Annotated in this window: 23 protein-coding genes; 7 read left to right on the plus strand and 16 right to left on the minus strand. The window is 71.9% G+C overall.

The genetic code is table 11. From position 1 onward, the window contains the following. Positions 1–2: 2 nt before the first annotated feature. The gene (locus tag CXQ92_RS04475) at positions 3–743 is read right to left on the minus strand and encodes an NUDIX hydrolase (RefSeq protein WP_258069700.1); all 741 of its coding nucleotides are present in this window, start codon (positions 741–743) and stop codon (positions 3–5) included. Between the two features lie 153 nt (positions 744–896). On the opposite strand from CXQ92_RS04475, the gene CXQ92_RS04480 reads away from it, so the two are divergent. Further along, a complete protein-coding gene (locus tag CXQ92_RS04480) occupies positions 897–1,694 on the plus strand; it encodes an alpha/beta fold hydrolase (protein WP_104165594.1) in 798 nt (265 codons plus the stop codon). A 138-nt stretch (positions 1,695–1,832) separates the two neighbouring features. Beyond that, on the plus strand, positions 1,833–2,816 hold the full coding sequence (locus tag CXQ92_RS04485) for a serine/threonine-protein kinase (protein WP_258069701.1): 984 nt from the start codon (positions 1,833–1,835) through the stop codon (positions 2,814–2,816). Between the two features lie 121 nt (positions 2,817–2,937). Here the strand turns inward: CXQ92_RS04485 and CXQ92_RS18055 are convergent, their stop codons facing one another. The 4 genes from CXQ92_RS18055 to CXQ92_RS04500 all read right to left on the minus strand — a co-directional run bounded on the left by CXQ92_RS18055 (position 2,938) and on the right by CXQ92_RS04500 (position 8,858). Beyond that, entirely contained in the window at positions 2,938–3,093 is a 156-nt protein-coding gene (locus CXQ92_RS18055; protein ID WP_181033548.1) for a hypothetical protein, read from the minus strand. 83 nt (positions 3,094–3,176) lie between these two features. Continuing rightward, entirely contained in the window at positions 3,177–4,547 is a 1,371-nt protein-coding gene (locus CXQ92_RS04490) for an MFS transporter (RefSeq protein WP_104165596.1), read from the minus strand. A 70-nt stretch (positions 4,548–4,617) separates the two neighbouring features. After that, positions 4,618–7,686 (minus strand): AAA family ATPase, encoded by a 3,069-nt coding sequence (locus CXQ92_RS04495; protein ID WP_104165598.1) that lies wholly within the window; start codon positions 7,684–7,686, stop codon positions 4,618–4,620. An 8-nt stretch (positions 7,687–7,694) separates the two neighbouring features. Beyond that, positions 7,695–8,858 carry an exonuclease SbcCD subunit D gene (locus CXQ92_RS04500; RefSeq protein ID WP_104165600.1) on the minus strand — a complete coding sequence of 388 codons (1,164 nt, stop codon included), beginning with the start codon at positions 8,856–8,858 and terminating at the stop codon, positions 7,695–7,697. A gap of 102 nt (positions 8,859–8,960) precedes the next feature. Between CXQ92_RS04500 and CXQ92_RS04505 the strand changes: the two genes are divergently transcribed. Beyond that, entirely contained in the window at positions 8,961–10,055 is a 1,095-nt protein-coding gene (locus CXQ92_RS04505) for an ADP-ribosylglycohydrolase family protein (RefSeq protein WP_104165602.1), read from the plus strand. Between the two features lie 66 nt (positions 10,056–10,121). Next, on the plus strand, positions 10,122–11,036 hold the full coding sequence (locus CXQ92_RS04510; protein WP_104165604.1) for an SDR family NAD(P)-dependent oxidoreductase: 915 nt from the start codon (positions 10,122–10,124) through the stop codon (positions 11,034–11,036). Positions 11,037–11,063: 27 nt separating this feature from the next. On the opposite strand, the gene CXQ92_RS04515 is transcribed toward CXQ92_RS04510, so the two are convergent. Then, positions 11,064–12,056 carry an exonuclease domain-containing protein gene (locus CXQ92_RS04515; RefSeq protein ID WP_104165606.1) on the minus strand — a complete coding sequence of 331 codons (993 nt, stop codon included), beginning with the start codon at positions 12,054–12,056 and terminating at the stop codon, positions 11,064–11,066. 95 nt (positions 12,057–12,151) lie between these two features. Here CXQ92_RS04515 and CXQ92_RS04520 point away from each other — a divergent pair, with 95 nt between their 5' ends. Beyond that, positions 12,152–12,787, plus strand: a complete 636-nt coding sequence (locus CXQ92_RS04520) for an HAD family phosphatase (protein ID WP_104165608.1) — start codon at positions 12,152–12,154, stop codon at positions 12,785–12,787. On the opposite strand, the gene CXQ92_RS04525 is transcribed toward CXQ92_RS04520, so the two are convergent. The 8 genes from CXQ92_RS04525 to clpS all read right to left on the minus strand — a co-directional run bounded on the left by CXQ92_RS04525 (position 12,765) and on the right by clpS (position 18,471). Continuing rightward, positions 12,765–13,454 carry a GNAT family N-acetyltransferase gene (locus tag CXQ92_RS04525; RefSeq protein WP_258069702.1) on the minus strand — a complete coding sequence of 230 codons (690 nt, stop codon included), beginning with the start codon at positions 13,452–13,454 and terminating at the stop codon, positions 12,765–12,767. The two genes, CXQ92_RS04520 and CXQ92_RS04525, sit on opposite strands and share 23 nt — an antisense overlap. After that, on the minus strand, positions 13,451–14,113 hold the full coding sequence (locus tag CXQ92_RS04530) for a DedA family protein (protein WP_258069796.1): 663 nt from the start codon (positions 14,111–14,113) through the stop codon (positions 13,451–13,453). The genes CXQ92_RS04525 and CXQ92_RS04530 overlap by 4 nt, the downstream gene beginning before the upstream one ends. Positions 14,114–14,267: 154 nt before the next feature. After that, a complete protein-coding gene (gene rdgB / locus CXQ92_RS04535) occupies positions 14,268–14,900 on the minus strand; it encodes an RdgB/HAM1 family non-canonical purine NTP pyrophosphatase (RefSeq protein ID WP_104165610.1) in 633 nt (210 codons plus the stop codon). Continuing rightward, entirely contained in the window at positions 14,893–15,681 is a 789-nt protein-coding gene (gene rph / locus CXQ92_RS04540) for a ribonuclease PH (protein ID WP_104165612.1), read from the minus strand. Before rph ends, rdgB begins: the two co-directional genes overlap by 8 nt. Positions 15,682–15,764: 83 nt before the next feature. Next, complete coding sequence (locus CXQ92_RS04545; RefSeq protein WP_104165614.1) at positions 15,765–16,562, minus strand: MBL fold metallo-hydrolase; 798 nt, start codon at positions 16,560–16,562, stop codon at positions 15,765–15,767. Further along, a complete protein-coding gene (gene murI, locus CXQ92_RS04550) occupies positions 16,559–17,470 on the minus strand; it encodes a glutamate racemase (protein WP_104165616.1) in 912 nt (303 codons plus the stop codon). The genes CXQ92_RS04545 and murI overlap by 4 nt, the downstream gene beginning before the upstream one ends. Before the next feature lie 107 nt (positions 17,471–17,577). Continuing rightward, entirely contained in the window at positions 17,578–18,153 is a 576-nt protein-coding gene (locus CXQ92_RS04555; RefSeq protein ID WP_104165618.1) for a DUF2017 domain-containing protein, read from the minus strand. Positions 18,154–18,162: 9 nt separating this feature from the next. Beyond that, positions 18,163–18,471, minus strand: a complete 309-nt coding sequence (clpS, locus tag CXQ92_RS04560; RefSeq protein ID WP_104166730.1) for an ATP-dependent Clp protease adapter ClpS — start codon at positions 18,469–18,471, stop codon at positions 18,163–18,165. A gap of 135 nt (positions 18,472–18,606) precedes the next feature. On the opposite strand from clpS, the gene CXQ92_RS04565 reads away from it, so the two are divergent. Continuing rightward, on the plus strand, positions 18,607–19,923 hold the full coding sequence (locus CXQ92_RS04565) for a nicotinate phosphoribosyltransferase (protein ID WP_258069797.1): 1,317 nt from the start codon (positions 18,607–18,609) through the stop codon (positions 19,921–19,923). Continuing rightward, a complete protein-coding gene (locus CXQ92_RS04570; protein ID WP_104165620.1) occupies positions 19,920–20,543 on the plus strand; it encodes an isochorismatase family protein in 624 nt (207 codons plus the stop codon). Before CXQ92_RS04565 ends, CXQ92_RS04570 begins: the two co-directional genes overlap by 4 nt. 17 nt (positions 20,544–20,560) lie before the next feature. On the opposite strand, the gene CXQ92_RS04575 is transcribed toward CXQ92_RS04570, so the two are convergent. Together CXQ92_RS04575 and CXQ92_RS04580 are read right to left on the minus strand one after the other, a co-directional pair. Beyond that, positions 20,561–22,339: a DEAD/DEAH box helicase gene (locus CXQ92_RS04575; protein ID WP_104165621.1), complete on the minus strand. Its 1,779-nt coding sequence runs from the start codon at positions 22,337–22,339 to the stop codon at positions 20,561–20,563. Continuing rightward, positions 22,336–23,793, minus strand: a complete 1,458-nt coding sequence (locus CXQ92_RS04580; protein ID WP_104165623.1) for an MFS transporter — start codon at positions 23,791–23,793, stop codon at positions 22,336–22,338. The genes CXQ92_RS04575 and CXQ92_RS04580 overlap by 4 nt, the downstream gene beginning before the upstream one ends. Positions 23,794–23,868 lie beyond the last annotated feature (75 nt).

The raw sequence follows: 23,868 nt of genomic DNA on the forward strand, positions 1-23,868 counted from the left end.
GGCTAGGACGCCGGCGCGGTCGGTGGCTCGGCGCCGGAGGTCGACGTCCCGGGAGCAGGCGCCCCGGAATGCGGTCCCGTGTAGCGGTAGAGGCGCGGCGGCCGGTTCCGGCCGCCCTGGAGGACCTCGTCCGTCGCGGCGATGTCCTGCGCCGATCGGAGCTGGCGCCGGAAGTTGGCCGGGTCGAGGTGTTTGCCGAGCACGGCCTCGTAGACGCCCCGCAGTTGCGCGAGGGTGAAGCGATCGCCGAGGAAGTGATAGGCGACGGACCCGTAGGTGACCTTTCCGCGCAGGCGCTCCAGGGCGTAGGCGACGATCTCGTCGTGATCGAAGGCGAGGCCCACCGCCTCGGCGGCGCGGAACCAGCGCACGTTCTCCGAGTCGCGGGCCAGATCCGCCTGATCGGGACGGACGAGGGCCCAGTACACGATGGACACGAGCCGTTGGGTGGCGGACCTGTCCAGCCCGCCGAAGGCGTAGAGCTGCTCGAGGTAGGTCGGATCGAGCGCCGTCGTGTCCCGCAGGTTCCGTGAGGCGGCGTCCTGCAGCGACTCCCGGGCGCCGAGCGGGCCGCCGGGCAGCGCCCACTTGCCGAGGTGCGGCTGCCTGATGCGGCGGACGAGCGGCAGCCAGATCTCCGACCGGCCCGATGAGGGGTCGGTGCGGAGCGCGAAGATCACGGTCGAGATGGCGAGGGCGGGAGCCTGGGACTGCCGCTCCGAGACGTTGGCCGAGCCGTACACGCCCGTCCTCCGTCCGCTGGATGAGTCCCACTTGTTAGGGTCAGAATGACTATAACTCACGCCGGACGATTCGACCAGCCTTCTCGTCCCGCCTCGGCCCTCGAAGGGGTGTCCCGCGACCTGCCCGATCCCGGCGCGCTTACGATGGGAGGCATGGACCACCATTCCGTACACCTCGTCGAAGGCGTCGACCCCCGCCTGTCCATCACGCGCAGCGATGCGGGTGAGCCACTCGAGCTGCCGCCGGTCCTGCTGCTGCACGGCTTCGGCTCCTCGTCCCGGCAGAACTGGGTGGACACGGGCTGGGTCCGCTTCCTGAACGACGCCGGGCGAAGCGTCATCATGGTGGATCTCCCCGCGCACGGGGACAGCGCGGCGCCGGAGGACGCGGGAGCCTACGCGCCGAGCCGCATGCGCGCGGACATCCTGCAGGCCCTCTTCGACGAGCGGGTCCTCCCCCTGCGCAGTGACGTGCCGGGGTCCGGCGTGGACGTCGTCGCCTACTCCCTCGGGTCGCGCCTGGCCTGGGAGTTCGGCGCCACCCAACCCGAGCTGGTCCGCAGGATGGTGCTCGGCGGGCCGGGCACCGCCGATCCGCTCGCGACGTTCGATCTTCCGGGGGCCGAACTCCACCTCGCGGGCGGGCCCGCCTCGCAGGACCCGACGACGGCGGACCTCCTGCGCATGGCGCAGGCCGGACCGCACAACGATCTCCCCTCGCTGCTCGCGATGGTCTCCGCCATCAAGACGGAGCCGTTCGACCCGCAGCGGGCCGTCCCGAAGATGCCCCTGCTCCTGGTCGCCGGAGACCAGGACGAGTACGCGGAGGGCATCACCGACCTCCGGGACTGGGCGCCCGATGCCCGCATCACGACACTGCCGGGCAGGGATCATTCCAACGCCATCACCGCCAGGCTCTTCAAGGATGCGGCGGTCGCTTTCCTGGCGTGACCCACTCCTGATCAAGGTTTGGTAAAGGGCATGGCAGTGCGGTATCTTCACCGAGCCCTCGCGTTATACTGACATTTGATCAGCACACTTAGGGTGCGCCGGCGATCGCCGACCATCACCACCAGCGGGAGGACACGCGTGACCGTTCTCCTCGGGGACCGATACCAGACCATGGACCTGCTGGGGGTCGGCGGCACGGCATCCGTATACCGCGCGGTGGACCGCAACCTCGGGCGCGACGTCGCCGTGAAGCTCTTCAACCCGACGACCTCCACCGACGACGACTACCGCCGCCAGCACACCGAGACGATCCTGCTCTCCACCCTGAACCACCCGGGTCTCGTGACCCTCCACGATGCAGGGATGCACGAGGACCACGAGGGTCGCACGGCCGGCTTCCTCGTCATGGAGCTCGTGGACGGCGAGGATCTCCGGCACCTGCTCAAGCGCGGCGCACTGCCCGCCGACGACGTCGCGCAGCTCGGGGCGGACCTCGCCGATGCGCTGGCGTACATCCATTCGGAGGGCGTCATCCATCGGGATGTGAAGCCCGCCAACATCCTCATGTTCCACAGCGGGGACAACGGGACGCGGCTGTACCCGAAACTGACCGATTTCGGCATCGCCCGCATGGTGGAGGCCACCACGGCGACGGCCGTCGGCGCGACGATCGGCACGGCGAACTACCTGAGCCCCGAGCAGGCCAAGGGCGACCCCCTGGACGAGCGGAGCGACATCTACTCGCTGGGCCTCGTGCTCCTCGAATGCCTGACCGGCGAGAAGTCGTTCCCCGGCCCGGTGGTCGAGGCCGCGCTGGCCCGGCTCCTGCGCAATCCCCACGTGCCCGATTCCCTCGAGCCGGAGTGGAGCGGACTCCTGCGCCGGATGACGGCGAGGGATCCGGCACTCCGACCCGACGCGCACGAGGTGGCCCTGCAGCTCCGCAGCCGTGACGAGGTCCCGGTCGACGCCCGGGCCATGGCGTCCGTCGCATCCGTGGCCCGCCTCGCCTCGCCGGTGGACGCCGGCGGGACCGACGACGGCGACCTCGTCACCGGCGGTGTCTTCACGGGGAACGTCCACATCCCCGATCCGCCCGCCCGCGCTCCCCGCATCAGCTGACCCCGGGCGTCGCCGGCCGGACAGCCGGTGTGCTCGTGGTCCTCACCGTGGAACGGCGCCCCCCCGCCGGTCGATCCGGTGGGGGGCGCAGTTCCACGGTGTCGTCGTACGATCGAGCCGGCTAGCGCCCCTCGCCCGCATCTTCCTCGGGCTCGAAGTTGCTGGCCTCGTCCGTGGAGCCGGCTGCCACCCCGTCCTCACTGACCGGGATAGTGCCCTCGGGGCCGGCGCCCTGTGATTCTGCGGCGTCGTCGCGCTCGGTGCCTTCGGTGCTCATGCGTCCTCCTGGATCTGGGTGTCCTACGATCCTATGCGTGACGCGCGGCGATTGTCAGCCTGCTGAGCATCGGGGCGGGCGCCTCAGGCCCGGCTGACGTGCCGCAGCGCGATGGCGGACACGGACCCGAGGACGAGCAGGACGGCCGCGGCGGCTGCCGGGACGACGACGGCGGCCGCAGCACCCCCGGTCTCGGCGAGGATCCCTGCCAGTCCGGACCCGACGGCGGTGCCGGCGACGATGCCGCTCGCGAGGAGCGTCATGACCGTGCCCAGGCGGTGGGCCGGTGCGACCGCGGAGCCGATGGAGAAGATGGTGACCATCGTGGGCCCCACGAAGAGCCCGAGGAACAGCAGGGCGACGAGCATGGCGGCGATCGAGGCGGGCAGGGCCAGGGCGGCCGCGGCGACCGTCATGGCCGCGGCCGAGGCCATCCACCGGGTCGTGTGGCGGAGGCGCTGCGGCCAGTAGGCGACGGACAGCGCGGCGACCGCCGAGGTCAGGCCCATGACCGCGTAGAGCAGGCCCGACGACTCGGTCGCTCCGAACTGGCCCGAGAAGGCTGTCAGGAAGGTCTGGGTGGAGCCGAAGAACGTGCCCACCGCCACCATGCCCGCCACGGGCAGCAGGACGAGGGCGAATCGGGGGGCCCCGGCCGCGGAGGGGCGAGCCGCGTGCGACGCAGCCCTCAGGCCACCGTCGGCGAGTGTGCCGGCGTCGTCGGCGAGGGTGCGGGCGTCCAGGGATCCCCGATCGCTGTAGACCACGGTCCGGTGCACGGCGAAGGCACTCACGAGGGTGATGGTGAGGGTCGCGGCCAGCGCGAGCGGGAGCCACGGGGCGATCAGGCTCGCGAGCAGCCCGACGAGGGCCGGCCCGAGCACGAAGGTCAGCTCGTCCGCCGTCCCTTCGTACGACAGTGCGGTGTCCAGGGCCGACCGGGGGCTCCGCCGGGTCATCGCCATCCAGCGGACCCTGGCGAGGGGACCGATCTGGGGGCAGGTGAAGCCGACGGCGAAGGCTGCCCCGAGGACGAGCGCCAGCGCGCCCCCCGTGAAGACCGCGCTGGTCAGCGTCACGATCAGGAGGGCCACGATCGCCGCCGTGTTGAGCAGGGCCGAGACGAGCAGGACGATCCGCTGCCCGCGTTTGTCCGCGAGGAGACCGAGCAGGGGTGCCCCGAGCGCGGAGCCGAGGCCGACGGCGCCGGCCGAGAAGCCACCCGCGGCATAGGAGCCGCTCGCCGTGGTGACGAGCGTCAGGGCGCCGACGGTGAGCATGGCCAGGGGAAGGCGTGCGAAGAGGCCGAGGACCAGGAAGGAGGTGCCGGCGAGGTGCGGGAGGACGCCGAACCTGCCGAGGCGGGACCGCTCGGGGCCGGGCGGCGGCGGGGTCGAAGGGGCGTCCTGGGACGGCGTGGGGTCCGGCGAGGCCGGTGAAGGAGTCTGGTACATGCGCTTTCCGGGTGCATCGAACGCGCATCGTCCCTCCTCCCGATGCGCCCGACCCGGTAACGCCCCGAGTTTACACGCTGGCTGGCTGCTCCACATAGCGGAGGACCGAGCCCTGCCTGCCCTTCACGACCTGCAGCTGCGCGCTCACCCGCTGCTTCAGCTCCGGCACGTGGCTGACCAGTCCCACCACGCGTCCGCCGCTCCGCAGTCCCTCGAGCGCATCCATGACCTGCTCGAGCGCCTGGTCGTCGAGGGAGCCGAAACCCTCGTCGACGAAGAGGGTCTCGATGTCGAGCCCCCCGGCCTCCTGCTGCACCACATCGGCCAGTCCGAGCGCGAGGGCGAGGGAGGCCATGAAGGACTCTCCTCCGGAGAGCGTCGAGGTGTCCCGCCGGTTCCCCGTCCAGCCGTCGATCACGTTCAGGCCGAGACCGGACCGCCGGTTGCCCGCGGTGGCGTCGCTGTGGACGAGCTGGTACCGGCCGTCCGACATCTGCAGCAGCCGCTCGGTGGCAGCGGCCGCCACCTGTTCGAGGCGTGAAGCGAGCACGTAGGTGGCGAGGGACATCTTGTAGAGGTTCTCCCCGCCGCCGCGCGCGGTGTCGGCCACCGCCGCGGCCAGGTGGGCCTCCTCGCGGAGCGGCGCGATGTCCTTCTCGAGGTCGGCGAGCTGCCCGGTGTACGACTCGAGCTGTACCACCGAGTGCCCGAGCACCTCAGCGCCGATGCCCGCCCGGTGCGCCCTCGCCCTCAGGTCGTCGGCCGTGGCGCCGGCGAGTCGCTCGTCGTCGTCGGTCGGCGCGAGGATCCCCTCCTGCTCCTCGCGGAGGGTGTCCCGGACGGCGTCGTCGTCCTCCGCGGCATCGAGGCGGTGCCCGCGCTGCTCGTACTCCTTCAGCGTGGCCGCGAGGCTCGCGGAGCGCTCCTCCGGCAGGAGGGCGGTGCGCGCCTCCTCCGCTGCATCGAACGGTGTCCCCTGGAGGGCGTCCCGGAGCCGCAGGGCGTTCTCCTGCTGCGTGCCGGTGGCCCGGGCCAGCGCGTCGAGGGTCTCCCGGACGCGGTCGAGGTCGTCGTGGGCGCGCTGGACGGCGTCGATCCGGGCGGCGAGCGACGGTGCGTCCGCCTGCAGCCCGGCGATCCGCTGGGACAGCTCGGTGTCCTGGTCCGTCAGGGACGATCGCCGGCTCTCGGCGGCGGCGCGCTCCTCGCGCAGCGCGTCCCGCAGCTCACCGACCCTGGCCTCCTCAGCGAGCGCCCGGCGCATCCGCTCCTCGACGGCGGCGCACTCGACCTCGGCGGCCTCGGCGCGCTGCAGTGTGGAGCGCGCTGCCCGTGTCGCTGCCGCGGCGTCCTCGGGGACGGCCTCGCCGCCGCGGGCGGCCAGCTGCGCCACCGCGAGCCGCTCGTGGTCCCGCACCTCGCGCGCCGTCTGCAGGGCCGCTTCCGCCTCGGCCTGCAGGCGCCGTGCGGCCTGTTCCTCGTCGAGGCTGATCCGCTCGCCCTCCGGCGACGGCACGGGGGCCGGGTGCTCCGTGCTCCCGCACACGGGGCACGCGTGGCCGTCCTCCAGCTGTTCGGCGAGTTCCTGCGCCGCCTGCTCGAGCCGGAGCTGCAGCTTGGCCAGCCACTCCTCCTTGAGCGTCAGGAACTGCTCCGAGGCCAGCACGTAGCCGGCCTCCGCTGCGGCCTGGCGCTTCGTCGCGGCGCCGTACTGCTGCACCGTCTCCTCGGCGGCCACCGCGGCGGCGAGGCCCGTGCGGAGGTGGGCGAGCCCGTCGGCGGCCTCCCTCAGGGGCGCGAGGCTCCCGGCGTCGTCGGTGCGCTGACGCTGCAATCGCGCGATGCCCTCGCGGGCGTCGTCCAGCCCGTCATCAAGGCGTCGGATCGTCGACCCGAGGGCTTCCAGCCCCTCGCGGACGTCGAGCAGCCGCTGCTCGTCCGGCAGGGCCGCCCGCAGGACGGCCAGGACGGAGGAGGACGCCGTGCAGGCGCTCGTCAGGGCGTCACGTGAGACGCTGCCGTCCCCCTCTCCCCCGGGGATCCCGGGTCCGACGTCGAGGTACTCGCCGGCCGTGTCGTTGTGCCGGAGGCGGTCGAGCGCTTCCGTGTGCCGGGCGCTCGCCTGCTCGACCAGCGATGCCGCCTCGTCGTCGAGCCGGAGATGGGCGGCGAGCCCGCGGGCCTGGTCGTGGCGTCGCGCCAGGTCCACCAGTTCGGCGATCTCCTCCGCCCGGCCGCGGTGCTCCTCGCGCTGCGCCCGGAGTTGCGCCAGCGCGTCGAAGCGGTGCCGCCGGTGCCTGAGCGTCGCCAGCGCACCGTCGGCGAGTGCACTCTGCTCCGCGAGTTCCGTGGATTCGCGGGCGGCGGCGGCGCGGCGTTCGGAGAGCGCCAGGGACAGCGACTGCAGGGTTGCGGCCCAGGCGTCCGGGGCATCGGGATCGGCGCCCACGTCCGCGGGTGCGAGATCGTGGCGTCCGGCCTCGTCGACGGCACGCTGGAACAGGTGCCGCTGCCGGCCCTCCTGCTCCGCGAGGCGTCGGGCGGTCCGCTGGTGCTCCTCGGCGAACAGCCTTTCGAGGTCCTCGAAGCGTGCGGTCGAGAAGAGCCGCTGCAGCAGTTCCCGGCGTGGTTTGGCGTCCGCCCGCAGGAAGGCCGCGAACTCGCCCTGCGGCAGCATCACCACCTTCGTGAACTGCTCCTTGTCCATCCCGAGCAGCGACTGCAGCTCGAGCCCGGCCTCGTCGTTCCGCGCGGACTTCTGGACCCAGTCGCTGCCGATCCGCTCACTGAGCAGGGTGCGCGCCTGTTCGGTGGTCGTGCCGCTCCCGCGTCGCGACGGCCTGTCCCAGGCCGGTGACCGTTCGACCCTGAAGCGGCGATCCGAGACGGAGAACTCGAGGGAGACCTCCGGGGCGAGGGACTCGGCCGCGTGGTCGCTCCGGAGTCTCTTCGCCGCCTGGCGCGCCCCCGGGACGGAGCCGTACAGCGCGAAGCAGACCGCGTCGAGCACGCTCGACTTGCCCGCGCCCGTGGGCCCGTTGAGGAGGAACAGGCCCTGGGCCGAGAGGGCGTCGAAGTCGACGCTCTGCCGGTCGGCGAAGGGCCCGAAGGCCTGGATCTCGAGGTGATGCAGTCTCATGGGGTGGCCTACCGTTCGTGGGCGAGGCTCAGTGCGGCGTCGACGGTCGACCGGACGAGCGCCTGCTCCTCGGACGACGCCTTCCGGCCACGCACGTGCTCCAGGAAGCCGCAGCAGATCTCGGCGTCGTCCCGGGCCTCGGCGAGGCGCTGGCTGTACGTGCGGGTGTCGGCCTGCTCTCCACCGTCGGGCGCGAAGGCGAGGACGAGCGTGTCCGGGAACCGGGCGCGCAGGCGCTCCATGGCCCGCGCCGGCCGTTCGGGGTCGGTGAGTGTGATCTGGCAGTAGGCCTGCTCGGCCCAGGCGAGGTCGTCCCGGACCAGCAGGTCCTCGAGCCGCCCGCTGAGGACCGCGAGGTCGCGGGGCGCGGGCCACTCCACGGCCTGGATACCACCGATCCCGTCCGGGGTGACCTCGACGAGCCAGGCACCCTTGGCCTGGTTGGCCTCCGAGAAGGAATATGCGAGGGGGGACCCCGAGTAGCGCACGGTCTCCGAGAGTCTCTGCCGTCCGTGGAGGTGCCCCAGGGCGCTGTAGTCGAAGCCGTCGAAGAGGGAGAGCGGCACGGCTCCGAGACCGCCGATCGCCAGATCGCGTTCGCTGTCCGAGCCGGCACCCCCCGCGGCGAAGGTGTGGGCGAGGACGATCGAGACCGTGCGCCGCGCGGCCGATCGCTGGACCAGGTCCTCGCGGATGCGGTCGAGCGCCGCCGTGGTCACCGCCGTATGCGTGGGGGCCTCCGCCTGCAGGCTCTCCGCGACGACCCGCGGTTCGAGGTAGGGCACACCGTAGATCGCGAGGTCGGCATCCCCGCCGAGAGGGAGGACGACGGGGACGGCGATGTCCTCGAGGCGCGTCCGCAGGTGGACCCCGCCGCGGGCGAGGATGCGCCCGCCGAACCCGAGCCTGGTCGCGGAGTCGTGGTTGCCGCTGCTGATGACCACCTGGGCACCGGCGATCGTCAGCCGGTCCAGCGCCTCGTCGAACAGTGCGACGACGTCCACCGCGGGCAGGGCCCGGTCGTAGACGTCCCCGGAGACCAGGACGACGTCGATGCCCTCCTCACGGACCGTCTTCTCCATGTTGTCCACGAAGATCCGCTGGGCGTCGAGGGTGCCGGTGCCGTGGAAGGACCGGCCCAGGTGCCAGTCGGACGTGTGAAGGATCTTCATGATTTTCACGCTACCGCTGTACGCCGACATTCCATGGATCAGCGCGCGGCGGGGCCGCGATCGGGTGGGGGTCCGGGCCCCGCCTCCTAGACTGGTCGGGTGATGACGAACAACACCGCCGCCGGCGGCGACACGGACTTCGGCACGGGCGACGCGCAGGCCGCCGGGGATGCACGACAGGGGGCCGCAGCCGCCTACGAGGACCGGGTGCTGGGGTGCCTCCTCGGGACGATGGCGGGTGACGCCTACGGCCTCCTGTACGCAGCGGGGGACGATCCGCTGCCCGCCCTGGTCGATCCCTCGGACCTGGCCGTCTCGGACGCCACCCACCTGACGCTGTACACCGTCGACGGGCTGACGGACGCGCTGGAGTGGGCGAACGACGGCGTCGCAGCCGACGAGACCGCCTGCCTGTGGCTCGCCTATCTGCGGTGGCTCACGCGCCAGGGAGAGCACCTCCCGCCCAGGGCGCCGGCAGCGCCCGCCCGGTGGCTCGACCGGCAGGAGGACATCCTCCCGGTGCACGAACCGGACGCCGACACCGTCCGGGCCCTCCTCACCGGCGAGATGGGGACCCGCGCGCGGCCGCTGAACCCGGAGGCGGAGGGAGCGGGTGCGCTGATGCGTTCGGCACCCTTCGGCCTGGTGCCCCGCATCCCGGCCAGCCTGGTCGAGCGGCTGACCGTCGAGGCCGCCGCCCTCACGCACGGGTCCGCCGCCGCCCGGGCCACCGCGGCCCTGTACAGCGGGGTCATCCGCTCCCTCGCCATCGACGGCCTCACCCTCGAGGAGGCCGTCCTCGCCGAGCGCGGCGAGGAGCGCCACCTGGCGGAGGACACGGGGACGGATCCGGCACGTGCCGCCTCGGAGGGGGTCACCGCGCACCGATCCCCCGCCGAACGGACGGGGGCGGACGCGACGACGGCCGCCGCGACCCTCGAAACGGCCCTCCAGGCTGCTCGCGAGGGGGCGTCCGCGGCATCGCCCCGCCAACAGCTCGCTGCAGCGCTGGCACATGCGGCGGCCGCCGGCCGGCCCGACGCCTCACCCGTGGTCGCGGCCTCGCTCGCGGGCGGCATCGTCGGAGCACTGCACGGGACGATCGCGCTGCCTGACGCCTACCTGACCGCTCCCGGGGCGGCCGGCGTCGTCCGGTCCATGGCCAGGACCCTCCTGAAGGCGACCACCGGCTCCTGACCCGTCCCGTCCGCGGCCGCCGGATCCCAGCGGCCGGGGACGGCGGAGCGCTCTAGGCTTGGTCCCATGTGGAACCCTGTCCAGCTCCCTCCGCTCACCGGCGAGCGCATCCTCGTCACGGGCGGCAACGCCGGTCTCGGCTACTTCGCCTGCGAGCAGCTGGCCGCCGCGGGCGCCCACGTGATCCTGGCGTCACGGAGCGCCGACAAGGCCGCGCGGGCCATGGACGCCATCCGCGGCCGGTATCCCGGCGCCGGTCTCTCCTTCCAGCCCCTCGACCTGGCGGATCTCGCGTCCGTCCGCACGGCCGCCGCGACGATCGCTGCCGGAGCGCCGCTGAGCGGCCTCCTCGCGAACGCCGGCGTGGTGGGGTCCGGGAGACGGCGGACGACGGCCGACGGCTTCGAACTCCAGTTCGGCACCAACCACCTCGGGCACTATGCGCTGATCGCCCGCCTCCTGCCGTCGCTGTCCGCCGCGGGCACGAGGATCGTGCACCTCGGCAGCATCAGCCACCGCTGGGCGCGGCTCACGCCGTCGTTCCTCCAGCCGTCGTCGTACAGCAGTGCGCGCGCCTACGCGACGTCGAAGCTCGCCGTCATGGCCTTCGGTTTCGAGCTCGCCCGGCGCCTCGACGCCACCGGCAGCCAGGCGACCAGCGTCGTCGCCCACCCGGGACTGGCCCTCGGCATGCTGACCCCGGACCGCCCCGGGGTCGCCGCGCACCGCCCCGCGCCCCGGTGGAGGCAGCGGGTCATGGAGCCGGTGGCGCAGGGGAAGGACGACGGCGCCTGGCCGCTGGTCCGCGCCACGATCGACCGTCAGATCCCGAACGGCGCCTACTGCGGTCCGGACGGCTGGTTCCAGCTCACGGGGCAGCCCGTCGTCGTGCCCGCGAAGCGGCATGCACTGGAGCGCAACGCCGCGAGCCGGCTGATCGACCTGTCGGCCCGGCTGACCGGCGTCGACCTCCGCTTCTGACCGGAGGGCGGGCAGCCGGCGTCGCGGTCACTGGCTGTCGGCAGGCCAGCGTCCGCCGGTCATCTGCAGGAACTCCGCCTCGGACAGCACCTCGATCTCCTGGCCCCGCTCGTGCAGTTCGAGCACCCGCCGTGCCTTGCCGGTGACGCGGCCGTTGCGGAGGTCGGATGCCACGAAGCCGTCCCCGACCACGAGGACCGTGGTACGCCGGGTGACGGAACTCGCCGGCTGCGCTCCGAGGCGCGCCGCACGCTCCTTGGCCTGGGGGCGCGGGATGCCGAGATTGCCGGTGAAGACCACGGTCTGCCCGTACAGCGGGTGCCGCGGATCGGCCTGGGCGTTCGCGTGGGGGTTCTCCCCCTCCTCCGGCCAGCCGGACCAGCCCGTGGGCGACGTGCCGCGCTCGAGGGCCGTGCGCGTCGCCTTCGACAGTTCGTCGACGCCGGGCGCGTAGGGCTCGGCGCGCGAGAGCGGGAGGTTGTGGCGTTCGAGCACGCCCTCGACGGTCGGCGCGTCGTACCGGCGCGCGATGTCGATCATGATGCCGGCGCAGGCCCGGGCGTCCTCCACGGCGTCGTGATGGTTGAGCAGGGGCACCCCGGCCGCCTCCGCGACGAACGGCAGGGAGTAGGAGGGCAGCGAATAGCTCTTGCGGGAGAGCACCACGGTGCAGGCGTAGTCCCACGCGGGACCCGACAGCGCGGAGACCTCGAGCGCCGACCGGATGACGCCGAGATCGAACGCCGCGTTGTGCGCGACCAGGACGTCCGAGCCGATGAAGCCGCCGATCTCGGGGAAGAGCTCACCGAAGCGGGGGGCGTCCTCGACCATCGCCGAGGTGATGCCATGGATCGCGATGTTGCGGGAGTCGAAGTGGTCGTGGCCCACGGGCGGGCGCATCAGCCAGGAGGCCTCCTCGACGACCCGGCCGTCCCTGACCTTGGTCAGGCCGACGGCGCACGGGGAGCCGCGGAAGCCATTCGCCGTCTCGAAGTCGATGGCCGTGAACGCGATTCCCACGGTCCCCAGTTTACCGCTGCCCCGGCGCCGACCGTTCACCCGAAGTTCACCGCAGCATCGGTGCCGTATCCCGGGGCGCGTTCCTATGCTGGACCATGGCCCGCACTGACAGTCAGCACCGGTGGTACCTCTTCGACTACGGCAACGTGATCTCCACGCCCCCGACACCCCAGGACTGGGACCTGCTCGCGGAGGCGGCCGGCATTGACCACCTCCAGGACCAGGGCTCCGCCTACTGGCGGCACCGCTTCGCCTATGACGCCGGGTCCCTGACCTCCGACGAGTACTGGTCGCTCGTGTGCGGCAGCCGCGTCGGGTCCCTCCGTGCCGGCTGGCTCGACATCCTCGACGCGAACCAGTGGTCGCACCTGAATCTCGACACACTCGACGTCCTCGAGGACCTGGACGCGCGGGGCGACCGCCTGGCGGTGCTGTCCAATATGCCGGCGGCCATGGCCGCGCGGTTCGCGGGCGCATCGTGGACGAGGCTCTTCAGGCACAGCTTCTTCAGTTCGTCGCTGCGGCTGGTCAAGCCCGACCGCGCGATCTTCGACCACGTCCTCGCCGAACTCCGGGCCGGGCCGGAGCAGGTGACCTTCGTCGACGACTCGCCCGCGAACATCGCCACGGCGAAGGAATTGGGCATCCACGCGGTGCTGTTCGACCCGTCGGCGGACCTCTCGCGCCTGCTCACGGAGAGCCGCGCGGTCAGTGGTGCGTACCGGGAATGAGCAGGTCCTGGACGGCGTCGGCTCCCTGCACGTCGGCCACCCAGTCCGGTCGGACGAAGTCCTCCCGGGCGAGCAGGAGGTTCTGCTGCACATCGACGTGCCCGCGGCGGGCCTCCACGAGCGAGGTCCCGTTCGGGGCGTAACCGAGCCGCGTGGACACGCCCAGCGAGGCACCGTTCCAGGCCGCGGCCTCGGACACCGCGGAGGTCGCCCCGAGGTGGTCGAAGGCGAACTGCAGCACGGCCGCCCGCATCTCGGTCCCGAGCCCCCGACCGTGGACGGACCGGGTGAGCCAGGAGCCGGAGCCGACGCGCCGGAGCAGCGGGAAGGAGTGGGCGGTCAGGTCCTGGACGCCGATCACGCGGCCCTCGTGCAGCACCGCGAAGTTGATGGTCCAGGCGTCCGCCGAGACCCCCGCGCGGATCCGCCACTGGTGCTTCGCCGTCTCCGTGATCAGGACCTCCCGCGGCGCGTCCGTCCACGGGACGCTGAAGGGCATCTCCGCGGGGTCGTGGATGCCGGCAAGGACGGCGTCGACCAGCTCCGGCAGGTGATCGTCGCGGACCGGGGTGAGCACCAGCCGCGGTGTCGTGAGCACGAGCCCGAACAGCGGCCAGACGCGGACCAGGGGGTCCGCGGCGGCACCGGCGGCGGGCCCGCCGGTCACTGGATCCGCTTCTTCGCGCGGTGCTTGCGCACCTTGGAGACGACGAAGTAGACGGCGAACAGGACGACGGCGACGATCACGAGCTTCTGGAACGTGTCCGCGTACTGCTCGACGATGTGCCAGCTCTCGCCCAGGTAGAACCCGGCCATCACGAAGATGGTGTTCCAGATGAGGCTGCCGGCCGTGGTGAGGAGGAGGAACTTGCCGATCGGCATGCGTTCGATGCCCGCCGGTATGGACACGAGGCTCCGGAAGAGCGGGATCATGCGGCCGAAGAAGACGGCCCGGTAGCCGTGCCGGTCGAACCAGGCCTCCACCTTGTCGACGTCCTCGAGGTCGATGAGCGGCACCCTGGACACGAGCCGCCGCATGCGGTCCCGGCCCAGCCACGCCCCGAGGGCGTACAGCGCGTAGGCGCCGACGACCGAGCCGATGGTGGTCCACAGGATCGCCTCGAACAGGGAGAAGTTGCCGCGGCTGGCGGTGAAGCCTGCCAGGGGCAGGATGACCTCGCTCGGCAGGGGCGGGAAGAGGTTCTCGAGGGCGATGGCCAGGCCGGCACCGGGCGCTCCGATGGTCTCCATCAGGTTCACCGCCCAGTCCGTGACGGCGCCGAGGGCCGAGCCGTCCGACGTCGTGGTCGCCGCTGCGACGTCGATCGTCTGGACTGTCTGGGTGATGCTCACGGTGTATCCGTCCCTCTCATGGTCCGCCCTGCGGGACGGTCGGCGTGCGGTGCTGGCAGGTGGTGCTGGCAGGTGGTGCTGGCAGGTGGTGCTGGCAGGTGGTGCTGGCAGGTGCGTCGGTCGACCGCTACTGCAGTGCCTCGACGAGGTGCGGCAGGAGCGCCCTGAACGCGATGCCGCGGTGGCTGATCGCGTTCTTCTCCTCCGGGGCGAGTTCTGCGCACGTCCGGTCGAGTCCTTCGGGGACGAGGATGGGGTCGTAGCCGAAGCCGCCCGCGCCACGCGGTGCGGTCAGGAGCGATCCCCGCAGCTCGCCGCGCTCGGTGTACCCGGCCGGCCCGCCGTCCGGGTGTGCGAGGGCCGCCGCGCAGACGAAGGCCGCGCCGCGCCGCTCCTGCGGGATGTCGGCGAGCTGCGCGAGGAGGAGGTCGAGGTTGGCGGCGTCGTCGCCGTGCCGGCCCGCCCACCGGGCGGAGAAGATACCAGGGGCCCCGCCCAAAACGTCCACGGCCAGCCCCGAGTCGTCGGCGACGGCGAGGAGGCCGGTGGCCCGCGCGGTCTGCTCGGCCTTCAGCAGGGCGTTCTCCTCGAACGTGACACCGCTCTCGACGACGTCCGGGGCGCCGACGGCGGCGGCGTCGACGACCTGCGTGTCGACGTCGAGCCCGGGCACCTGCCCGCGGAGCAGCTCACGCAGTTCGCGCAGCTTGCCGGCGTTCCGAGTGGCGAGGACGAGCCGGGGCCGGGACGGCTCAGGCATCCTGCGAGTCCCGGAGGGTGTCGATCTGGATCTGCGTGAGCTGGGCCGTGCCCACCAGCGCGAGGTCGAGCAGGGCATCGAGTTCGGCGCGGTCGAAGGGCGCGCCCTCCGCGGTCCCCTGGACCTCGACGAAGGTACCCGACCCGGTGACGACGACGTTCATGTCCGTCTCGGCGCGCACGTCCTCGACGTAGGGCAGGTCGAGCATGGGGACGCCGTCGATGATGCCGACGCTCACGGCGGCGACGGTGTCCGTGAGCGGGGAGGCCGAGGCGGGGATGAGCTTCTTGTCCTTGGCGTACCGGATCGCGTCGGCAAGCGCGACATACGCTCCCGTGATCGCGGCCGTCCGCGTGCCGCCGTCGGCCTGCAGGACGTCGCAGTCGAGGACGATGGTGTTCTCGCCCAGCGCCTTCGTGTCGATGACGGAGCGCAGCGACCGTCCGATCAGCCGGGAGATCTCGTGCGTCCTGCCGCCGATCTTCCCCTTGACCGACTCGCGGTCGGAGCGCGTGTTGGTGGCGCGGGGAAGCATGGCGTACTCGGCGGTCACCCAGCCCTTCCCCTCCCCCTTGAGCCACCGCGGCACCCCGCTGGTCAGCGATGCCGTGCAGAGCACGCGGGTGTTGCCGAACTCGATGAGGGCCGATCCTTCGGCCTGCTTCGACCAGCCTCGCGTGATGGTGATGGTGCGCAGCTGATCGGGTGCCCGACCGTCCGCGCGGAGGACGGGGGCGGTGCTCCCGGGGGCAGGGACGGACGTCGGGTTCGCGGGGGTCATGGCTTCCAGTCTAGACGGGGACGCATGGGAGAACGCTGGCAGGGACGACCACCGCTCGTCACCGGGCGGGCCGGCGCCGTCCGTCAGACCGTGTAGGAGACACCGGCGACGGCGACGGCGAGGTGGCCGTCGTAGCTCTCGCGGGCCTCGCTCACGGCGACGTTGGCGTCGTTCCAGACCGGCAGGTGGGTCAGGAGGAGGCGCTTGGCCGACGCCCGGGTGGCGACGTCGCCCGCCCGCTTGCCCGTGAGGTGCACCCCGGAGATGCCGTCGTCGCGGCCTTCGTGGAATGCGGCCTCGCACAGGAAGATGTCCGCGTCGCGGGCGGCGTCCACCAGGCCGTCGCACGCGTCGGTGTCGCCGGAGTAGGTGATGACGCGCGTGCGGTCCACGCCGTCGGCATCGGCCTCGGCCACCTCGACGCGCAGCGCGTACGCCTCCTCGATGGGGTGGAGGACCTGGAACGGGGTGATCGTGAAGGGCCCTACCGTCACGGGGCCGCGGTCGGTCCAGGACTGGAAGTCGAAGTCCTCGTGCATGCCCGGGTCGGGGTCGAGTCCGTAGGCGCTGGCCATCCTGTCCGCCGTCGCCGCCGGTCCCCAGACGGGGATGCGGGGCAGCCCCCAGCCGGAGGGATCCCAGTGGACGGCGACGTGCAGGCCACACAGGTCCATGCAGTGGTCGGGGTGCAGGTGGGAGAGGAAGATGGCGTCGATCTCGCGGAGGTCCATGTGCCGCTGCAGTGCGCCGAGCGACCCGTTGCCGAGATCGAGGAGGATCCGCCAGGTGCGGCCCTGCCAGTGCGCGCTGAGCAGGTAGCAGGAGGCCGGTGACTGGGGACCGGGGAAGGAGCCGCTGCACCCGACGATCGTGAGCTTCATGCCCGTGGGAACCCCGCGGCCGCGATCATCTCGGGCGTGATCCGCGCGAGGCTGCCCGTCGGGTACTGCGCGGCCACGTGGTCCACGTGCTGCACGCTGAGCACCTCGGGGCCGAGGAAGCGGCGGGCGAGGACCTCGAATCCTGCGGCGTCGCCGGTCGCGATGAACCGATGCACGCCCGGTGCGGTGGTCTCGCGCTCGAGGCCGTGCAGGACGAGGGCGCGGTAGACGTCCTTGGCCGTCTCCTCCGCGCTCGAGACCAGGGTGACGGAGTCCCCCATGACGTAGGAGATGACGCCGGTCAGCAGCGGATAGTGGGTGCAGCCGAGCACGAGCGTGTCCACGCCCGCTGCCTTGAGGGGTCGGAGGTACTCCTCCGCCGTCCGCAGCAGGGCCTCACCGCCGGTGACACCGGCCTCCACGAACTCGACGAACGCAGGGCAGGCCACGGAGGTGATCTCCAGGTGCGGGGCGGCCGCGAAGGTGTCGTCGTAGGCGCGGGAGCCGACGGTCGCCGTCGTCCCGATGACGCCGATCCTGCCCGAGCGCGTGGCCGCGACGGCCCGGCGCACCGCGGGCTGGATGACCTCGATCACGGGGATGCCGTAGCGGGCCGTGTACCGCTCCCGCGCATCGCGGAGGACCGCCGCCGAGGCCGAGTTGCACGCGATGACGAGCAGCTTGACGCCCGAGTCCACGAGTTCGTCCATCACCCCGAGCGCATGCGCGCGCACCCGGGCGATCGGCAGCGGGCCGTACGGGCCGTTGGCGGTGTCGCCGACGTACATGACGGACTCGTGGGGCAACTGGTCGATGACCGCTCGGGCGACCGTCAGTCCGCCGACGCCGGAGTCGAAGATCCCGATGGGCGCTTCGCTGCGGTCCGTGTTCGCTGGCTCTGGGCTCATGATCCTTCGACAATATGACGTGTCGCCGTTGAAAACTATTCGCCGATCCGTGGGTTCTGTCACAGCCCCCGTCCGACCGCACGCGGCCGGTCCGGTGGGCCGACGGGTCAGCGCTCCAGCTTCGCCGCTTTCAGCATCGCCTGCACGAGCGATTCCTGGAGCCACGTGATGAAGTTGTAGACGAGGGCGAGGTAGGACTCGACGTCGTCGACGTCCTTGGAGTCCGCGATGTCGTGGAGCCGTTCGGCGTCCTCCTCCGTCTCGATGCTCAGCCGGTCCGCGAGGACCAGCCGGACGTCGTTGAGGGCCTGCGCGAGCAGGCGGGCCTGCTCCCCGGTGAGCGTCATGGGGCTGGACTCGAGGAGCAGCGCACTGCTGCGGAGGGCGCCGATCTTCTGCTCCCGCAGGGAGCGCTCCGTCAGGCGGCGGAAGGCGAGCGCTTCGTCGTCGTCGCCCCGCACGGCATCCGGCAGGAGGCGCCGGACGGCGGAATCCTCGGGGGCCGTGGCCTCGGCGTCGGCACCGGACATGCCGACCAGCGCCGCCAGTGGATCCTCGCTGGGAGCGGACTCGGGCTCGAGCATGGAGATGACGTCGTCGAGGAGGGCGCCGAGCAGGCGCGCCTCACCGGGCTCCAACGCTCCGGTGATGCCCCGGCGCGTCGATTTGAAGGGTTTCGCCATGGGGTCCGCCTACTCGCTTCCGGCTTTTTCGAAGGTGGCCCACAGCCCGTACGAGTGGAGGGCGACGGTGTCCTGCTCCACCTTCTCGCGGGTTCCCGAGACGACGGCGGAGCGGCCCTGCTCGTGCACTTCGAGCATGAGCGTGCGCGCCTTGGCCTCGCTGTAGCCGAAGTAGGACTGGAAGACGAAGCTCACATAGCTCATGAGGTTCACGGGGTCGTTCCACACCACCACGACCCAGGGCTGGTCGAGGTCGGTCTTCTCGGCCGTCCCCGTCTCTTCCTGGGTGTCGGTACCGGTTGCAAAGCCAACTGTCATGATCGCCATTCTAGGGCGGCTCGCCCGCGCGGGGTGGCCGGGTACTCTCTCGGCGGACGCCCGGCTATCGTTTTCAGGGTGACCGATGCCCTGACCACGAACCCGCCGGCCGCTGCCGGTCCCACACCGCCGGCGGTGACCGCGCCGAACAGTGCCCTGTTCACCGACCAGTACGAACTCACGATGCTGCAGGCCTCGCTGCACTCCGGGGCGGCCCACCGCCGCTCGGTGTTCGAGGCCTTCGCACGCCGCCTCCCCGCGGGCCGCCGCTACGGCGTCGTCGCGGGCACGGGGCGGCTGCTGGAGGCGCTGGCGGCCTTCAGGTTCGACGACGTGCAGCTCGCGTTCCTCAGCGACCACCGGATCGTCGACGACGCCACGCTCGCCTGGCTGGCCGGCTTCCGCTTCACCGGATCGATCTCCGGATACGCGGAGGGCGAGGCCTACTTCCCCAACTCCCCCATCCTGACGGTGGAGTCGACCTTCGCCGAGGCCTGCATCCTCGAAACGCTCATCCTGTCGATCCTGAACCATGACAGCGCCATCGCCTCGGCGGCCTCCCGCATGACGGGCGCCGCGGCAGGACGCCCCTGCATCGAGATGGGTTCGCGCCGCACGCACGAGGAATCCGCGGTGGCCGCGGCGCGCGCCGCGATCATCGGCGGCTTCGCCAGCACGTCCAACCTGGAGGCCGGCCGGCGGTACGGCGTCCCCACGGTGGGCACGGCCGCGCACTCCTTCACGCTCCTGCACGACTCCGAGCGGGCGGCCTTCGAGGCGCAGGTCGCCGCCCTCGGACGCAGCACCTCGCTCCTGGTGGACACGTACGACGTCGAACAGGGCGTCCGGACCGCCGTCGACGTGGCGGGGCCCGAGCTGGGCGCCGTCCGGCTGGACTCCGGCGACCTCGTGGCCCAGGCGCGGTGGGTGCGTGAACTCCTCGACGACCTCGGCAACCACCTCACGAAGATCGTCGTGACCTCCGACCTCGACGAGTTCGCCATCGGGCTGCTCGCCTCTGCGCCCGTCGACTCGTACGGCGTGGGTACGTCCCTCGTGACGGGCTCCGGCGCGCCGACCGCGGGCATGGTGTACAAACTCGTGAGCAGGCAGGACGACCACGGCACCTTCGTGTCCGTCGCGAAGGCGGCCAAGAACAAGGCGTCGGTCGGCGGACACAAGCGCGCGCTGCGCCGCCTCGACGAGCACGGCCGGGCGCAGGCCGAGATCGTGGGGATCGGCATCAGCCCCGGCGACGACGGCAACGACCGCCCGCTGACGCAGCAGTTCGTCAGCGACGGCGTCGTGCTGCCCGGCTGGACCGGACCGGAGGCCGTCACCCGCGCCGCCGAGCGGCACCTGCGCTCCATCGCCGAACTGCCGGGAGCCGTCCGGCGGCTGCAGCGCGGCGAGCCCGTCATCCCCACCGAATACGAGGAGGCAGCATCATGACGCGCGCACTGATCATCGTGGACGTGCAGAACGACTTCTGTGAGGGCGGGTCGCTCGCCGTCGTCGGGGGCGCGCAGGTGGCCGCCGACATCAGCGACCACATCGACGAGCACGCCGCACGGTACGACTACGTCGTCGCCACCCAGGACTGGCACATCGATCCGGGGACCCACTTCTCGGAGACGCCGGATTTCGTCGACTCCTGGCCCGTCCACTGCGTCGCGGACACCAAGGGCTCCGACTTCCACCCGGACCTCGACACCGAGAGCATCGACGCGGTGTTCCGCAAGGGCCGGTTCGAGGCCGCCTATTCCGGGTTCGAGGGCGTCAAGGCCCCCGACGACGAGGTGCCGACCGGCGACCAGAAGCTCAGCGGGGCCGCCGTGGACAGCGATGAGGATCCGATGACCCTCGACGACTGGTTGCGGGACCACGACGTGGACGACGTCGTGGTCGTCGGCCTGGCGACGGACTACTGCGTCCGGGCGACAGCGCTGGACGCACTCCAGGCGGGCTACACGGTCACCGTGCAGGCCGGGCTCACGCGCGGCGTGCACGAGGACAGGTCCGAGGAGACCCTCGACGAGCTGGAGGCCGCGGGCGCCGAGCTGGTCCGCTAGGGCCTTCGCTCACTTCCTTACTTCTTCCCGATGAACCAGTCCTGCAGCTTCTGCAGGCGTCGCTGGAGCTGGTCCTCGTTGGCCTGCGCCACCGCGGGTCCCCCGCACTGGCGCCGCAGCTCCGTGTGGACCTGGCCGTGCGGCATGCCGGTGCGGGCCGCCCACGCCGAGACGTTCTTGGCGAGCAGGCCCCGCAGCTCCGTGAGCTGGCGGTGATCCACCACGAGCGGCTCGGCGGCGGGCGCTGCGGCCGGCCTGGACTTCCGGCGGACCTGCTGCTCCTGCTGGCGCTGGCGCAGCAGCTGGCCCACCTGGTCGGCGTCGAGCAGTCCGGGGATGCCCAGGAAGTCCTGCTCGTCCTCGCTGCCCATCTCGCCGCCGGTGCCGAACTCGCCGCCGTCGAAGAGGACGCGGTCGAAGGACGCCTGTGACTCGAGCGCCTCGAACTTCTGCTTGGTCAGGGAGTCCGACGCCTTGTCCTCGCGGTTCGCGGCCTCCATGAGGGCGTCCTCGAGGCCGAACCCCTCGTCGTCCTTCTCCGGGCGGTCGAGCGCGTGGTCACGCTCGAGTTCGAGCTGGTTGGCCAGCGCCATGAGGTTCGGCACCGAGGGGAGGAAGATCGACGCCGTCTCCCCGCGCCGTCGCGCCCGGACGTACCGGCCGACGGCCTGGGCGAAGAACAGCGGGGTCGCCGTCGACGTCGCATAGACGCCCACCGCGAGACGCGGGACGTCGACCCCCTCGGACACCATGCGGACCGCGACCATCCAGCGCTTGTCCCCCGCGGAGAACTCCTCGATCTTCGAGGACGCCTTGGCGTCGTCGGACAGGATGACGGTCGGGGACTCCCCCGTGATCCGCTTGAGCTGGCCGGCGTAGGCGCGGGCGTCGTCGTGATCGGTGGCGATGACGAGGCCACCGGCGTCGTGCACGGTGCGCCGCACCTCGGTGAGGCGCTTGTCCGCGGCGGCGAGGACGGCGGGGATCCATTCGCCCGTCGGATTCAGTGCCGTCCGCCAGGCCTGGGCGGTGATGTCCTTCGTGACCGAGGCCTCACCGAGGGACGCCGCCATCTCCTCGCCCGCGCTCGTGCGCCAGCGCATCTGGCCCGAGTACGCCATGAACATGACGGGGCGGACCACGTGGTCCTTGAGGGCCTGGCCGTAGCCGTACGTGTAGTCGGCACGGGAGCGGCGGATGCCGTCGCGGTCCTCGGCGTACTCGACGAAGGGGATGGCCGCGGTGTCCGAGCGGAAGGGCGTCCCCGTGAGGGCGAGGCGGCGGGTTGCGGGCTCGAAGGCCTCACGGATGCCGTCGCCCCATGAGAGGGCGTCACCGCCGTGGTGGATCTCGTCGAGGATCACCAGGGTACGGGCGGCTTCCGTCTTGGCGCGGTGCAGCATGGGCTTGCTCGCGACCTGCGCGTAGGTCACGGCGACGCCGATGAACGCCCCGCCGTGGCGTCCGTCGGCGTTCTTGAAGTTGGGGTCGATCGCGAGGCCCACCCGGGCTGCGGCGTCGGCCCACTGGCGCTTCAGGTGATCGGTGGGGGCGACGACCGTGACGCGGTTGACGATGCCCCGCTCCACGAGCTCGGTCGCCACGCGGAGCGCGAAGGTGGTCTTGCCGGCGCCGGGCGTGGCGACCGCGAGGAAATCGCTCGGGGATTCCTGGAAATACTTCTCCAGCGCTTCGCTCTGCCACTGGCGCAGCTTGGGGGCTGTCCCCCAGGCGGCGCGCTCCGGGTACGCGGGAGGCAGGGCTGCGCCGGCACCGAACAGGGTGTCATTACTCACGCCGGGACAGTACCTTCCATTGACTTTCTGGGGGAGAGACCGGGGCCGTCACCGGGTGACCGGGCCCCTCTCAGACCCGAAACTATACCTGCTGCCGTGAACACCCAGAGAGCCAGCCAGATCGCAACAAAGGTGGGGACGTGTCCCGGATCGGCGTCGTCGTGCAGGAGGGCGAAGAGGGCTCCCGCACCCGCCGTGCCGACCACCCCGCCGAGCTGGTCGGAGATCTGCAGGGCTGCGGAGTTGCGCCCCTGCTCGTTCGGCGCCGACAGTTTGAGCACGAGCACCGAGGTACTGGAGAGCGTCATGCCCATGGCGAAGCCCGACAGTCCCCACACCACGGCCAGCACCCACAGCGGCGCCTCCACCGCCGTGGCCAGGGCGAAGCCGCCGAGGCTCAGCGACAGGATGGAGGACCCGGCGACCAGCAGCCACTGGCGCGCGAAGGTCACGCGTGCCTGGACGAAGGACCCCGCGCTCCAGCCGAGCGCGCCGGCGCTCAGTGTCAGTCCTGCCGTTCCCGGGCTGATGTCGCGCGAGCTGACGAGCATGAGCGGGATGAAGGCCTCGGTGCCGAAGAACGCGACATTGACGAAGCCGCGCGTGGCGATGATGCTCGGCAACCCGCGCCCCAGGACCAGCGTGCCCTTCGGCAGCAGGGCGGGGAGCACGAGGAGGGCGACGACGACTCCCGCGGCCGCGAGGCCCACCAGCCCGACCACCGTCGCACCGCCGGGATCCTCGGTGTCCGCGAGATGTACGAGCGACCACTGCGCGGCGAAGACGCCGGAGGCCAGCGCGAGGCCACGCAGGGTGCGGGCCTTCGCCGATCCGGCGTCGGGGGCCTCGACCGGTCCCAGGTTCCTCGTCTTCGGCCAGACGATGACGACCGCGGCGAGCACGATCGGTACGACGCCGAGGAACACCCAGCGCCAGCCGAGGTGCTCGGTCACGAACCCGGCCACCACAGGACCGATCAGCGCGGGCAGCACCCACGCAGCCGCCAGCCAGCCGAAGACCACCGGCCGGGCCTTCTCCGGGAACGACCGCCCGATGACGACGTACACCGCGACGATCATGAATCCGCCGCCCAGCCCGGAGATCGCGCGGCCCACCGTCACGAGCCAGAAGGCGGGTGCGGCACCCGCGGCCAGCAGGCCGAGGACCATGAGGCCCAGCCCGACGGCGAGCGCAGGCCGGGGCCCCTTACGGTCACACCATGAGCCGGCGACGACGGTACCGAGCAGCGACGCCGTCAGATACATCGAGAAGGCGAGGCCGTAGCTCGATTCCCCGGAGAGCTCACGCGCCACCGACGGCATGGCCGTCACCACGGCCATCGCCTCGAAGGCCGCGCACGTGATGATCGCCAGGATCCCGATGGTCAGGGGGCGCAGCTCGGGCGACATCGCCCCTCCGGTTGCACCCGTGGATGTATCCGCAGTCTTGCTCATGTCACCTCGGGTTCAGGTCGGGGCGCGTCCCGCCGCGAGTGATGGGGTGCTCCCATCGGGGCGCACCAGTGGCGC

The sequence above is a fragment of the Arthrobacter sp. SX1312 genome (assembly GCF_002929295.1).
In the GTDB taxonomy this organism is placed as follows: domain Bacteria; phylum Actinomycetota; class Actinomycetes; order Actinomycetales; family Micrococcaceae; genus Arthrobacter_D.

Coding starts and splice junctions, on each gene's coding strand:
- murI (WP_104165616.1), bottom strand. CDS start 17,470: ATGAGCCCAGAGCCAGCGAACACGGACCGCAGCGAAGCGCCCATCGGG.
- clpS (WP_104166730.1), bottom strand. CDS start 18,471: ATGACAGTTGGCTTTGCAACCGGTACCGACACCCAGGAAGAGACGGGG.
- CXQ92_RS04505 (WP_104165602.1), top strand. CDS start 8,961: ATGACGAACAACACCGCCGCCGGCGGCGACACGGACTTCGGCACGGGC.
- CXQ92_RS04495 (WP_104165598.1), bottom strand. CDS start 7,686: ATGAGACTGCATCACCTCGAGATCCAGGCCTTCGGGCCCTTCGCCGAC.
- CXQ92_RS04520 (WP_104165608.1), top strand. CDS start 12,152: ATGGCCCGCACTGACAGTCAGCACCGGTGGTACCTCTTCGACTACGGC.
- CXQ92_RS04480 (WP_104165594.1), top strand. CDS start 897: ATGGACCACCATTCCGTACACCTCGTCGAAGGCGTCGACCCCCGCCTG.
- CXQ92_RS04555 (WP_104165618.1), bottom strand. CDS start 18,153: ATGGCGAAACCCTTCAAATCGACGCGCCGGGGCATCACCGGAGCGTTG.
- CXQ92_RS18055 (WP_181033548.1), bottom strand. CDS start 3,093: ATGAGCACCGAAGGCACCGAGCGCGACGACGCCGCAGAATCACAGGGC.
- CXQ92_RS04510 (WP_104165604.1), top strand. CDS start 10,122: ATGTGGAACCCTGTCCAGCTCCCTCCGCTCACCGGCGAGCGCATCCTC.
- CXQ92_RS04570 (WP_104165620.1), top strand. CDS start 19,920: ATGACGCGCGCACTGATCATCGTGGACGTGCAGAACGACTTCTGTGAG.
- rdgB (WP_104165610.1), bottom strand. CDS start 14,900: ATGCCTGAGCCGTCCCGGCCCCGGCTCGTCCTCGCCACTCGGAACGCC.
- CXQ92_RS04490 (WP_104165596.1), bottom strand. CDS start 4,547: ATGTACCAGACTCCTTCACCGGCCTCGCCGGACCCCACGCCGTCCCAG.
- rph (WP_104165612.1), bottom strand. CDS start 15,681: ATGACCCCCGCGAACCCGACGTCCGTCCCTGCCCCCGGGAGCACCGCC.
- CXQ92_RS04580 (WP_104165623.1), bottom strand. CDS start 23,793: ATGAGCAAGACTGCGGATACATCCACGGGTGCAACCGGAGGGGCGATG.
- CXQ92_RS04545 (WP_104165614.1), bottom strand. CDS start 16,562: ATGAAGCTCACGATCGTCGGGTGCAGCGGCTCCTTCCCCGGTCCCCAG.
- CXQ92_RS04500 (WP_104165600.1), bottom strand. CDS start 8,858: ATGAAGATCCTTCACACGTCCGACTGGCACCTGGGCCGGTCCTTCCAC.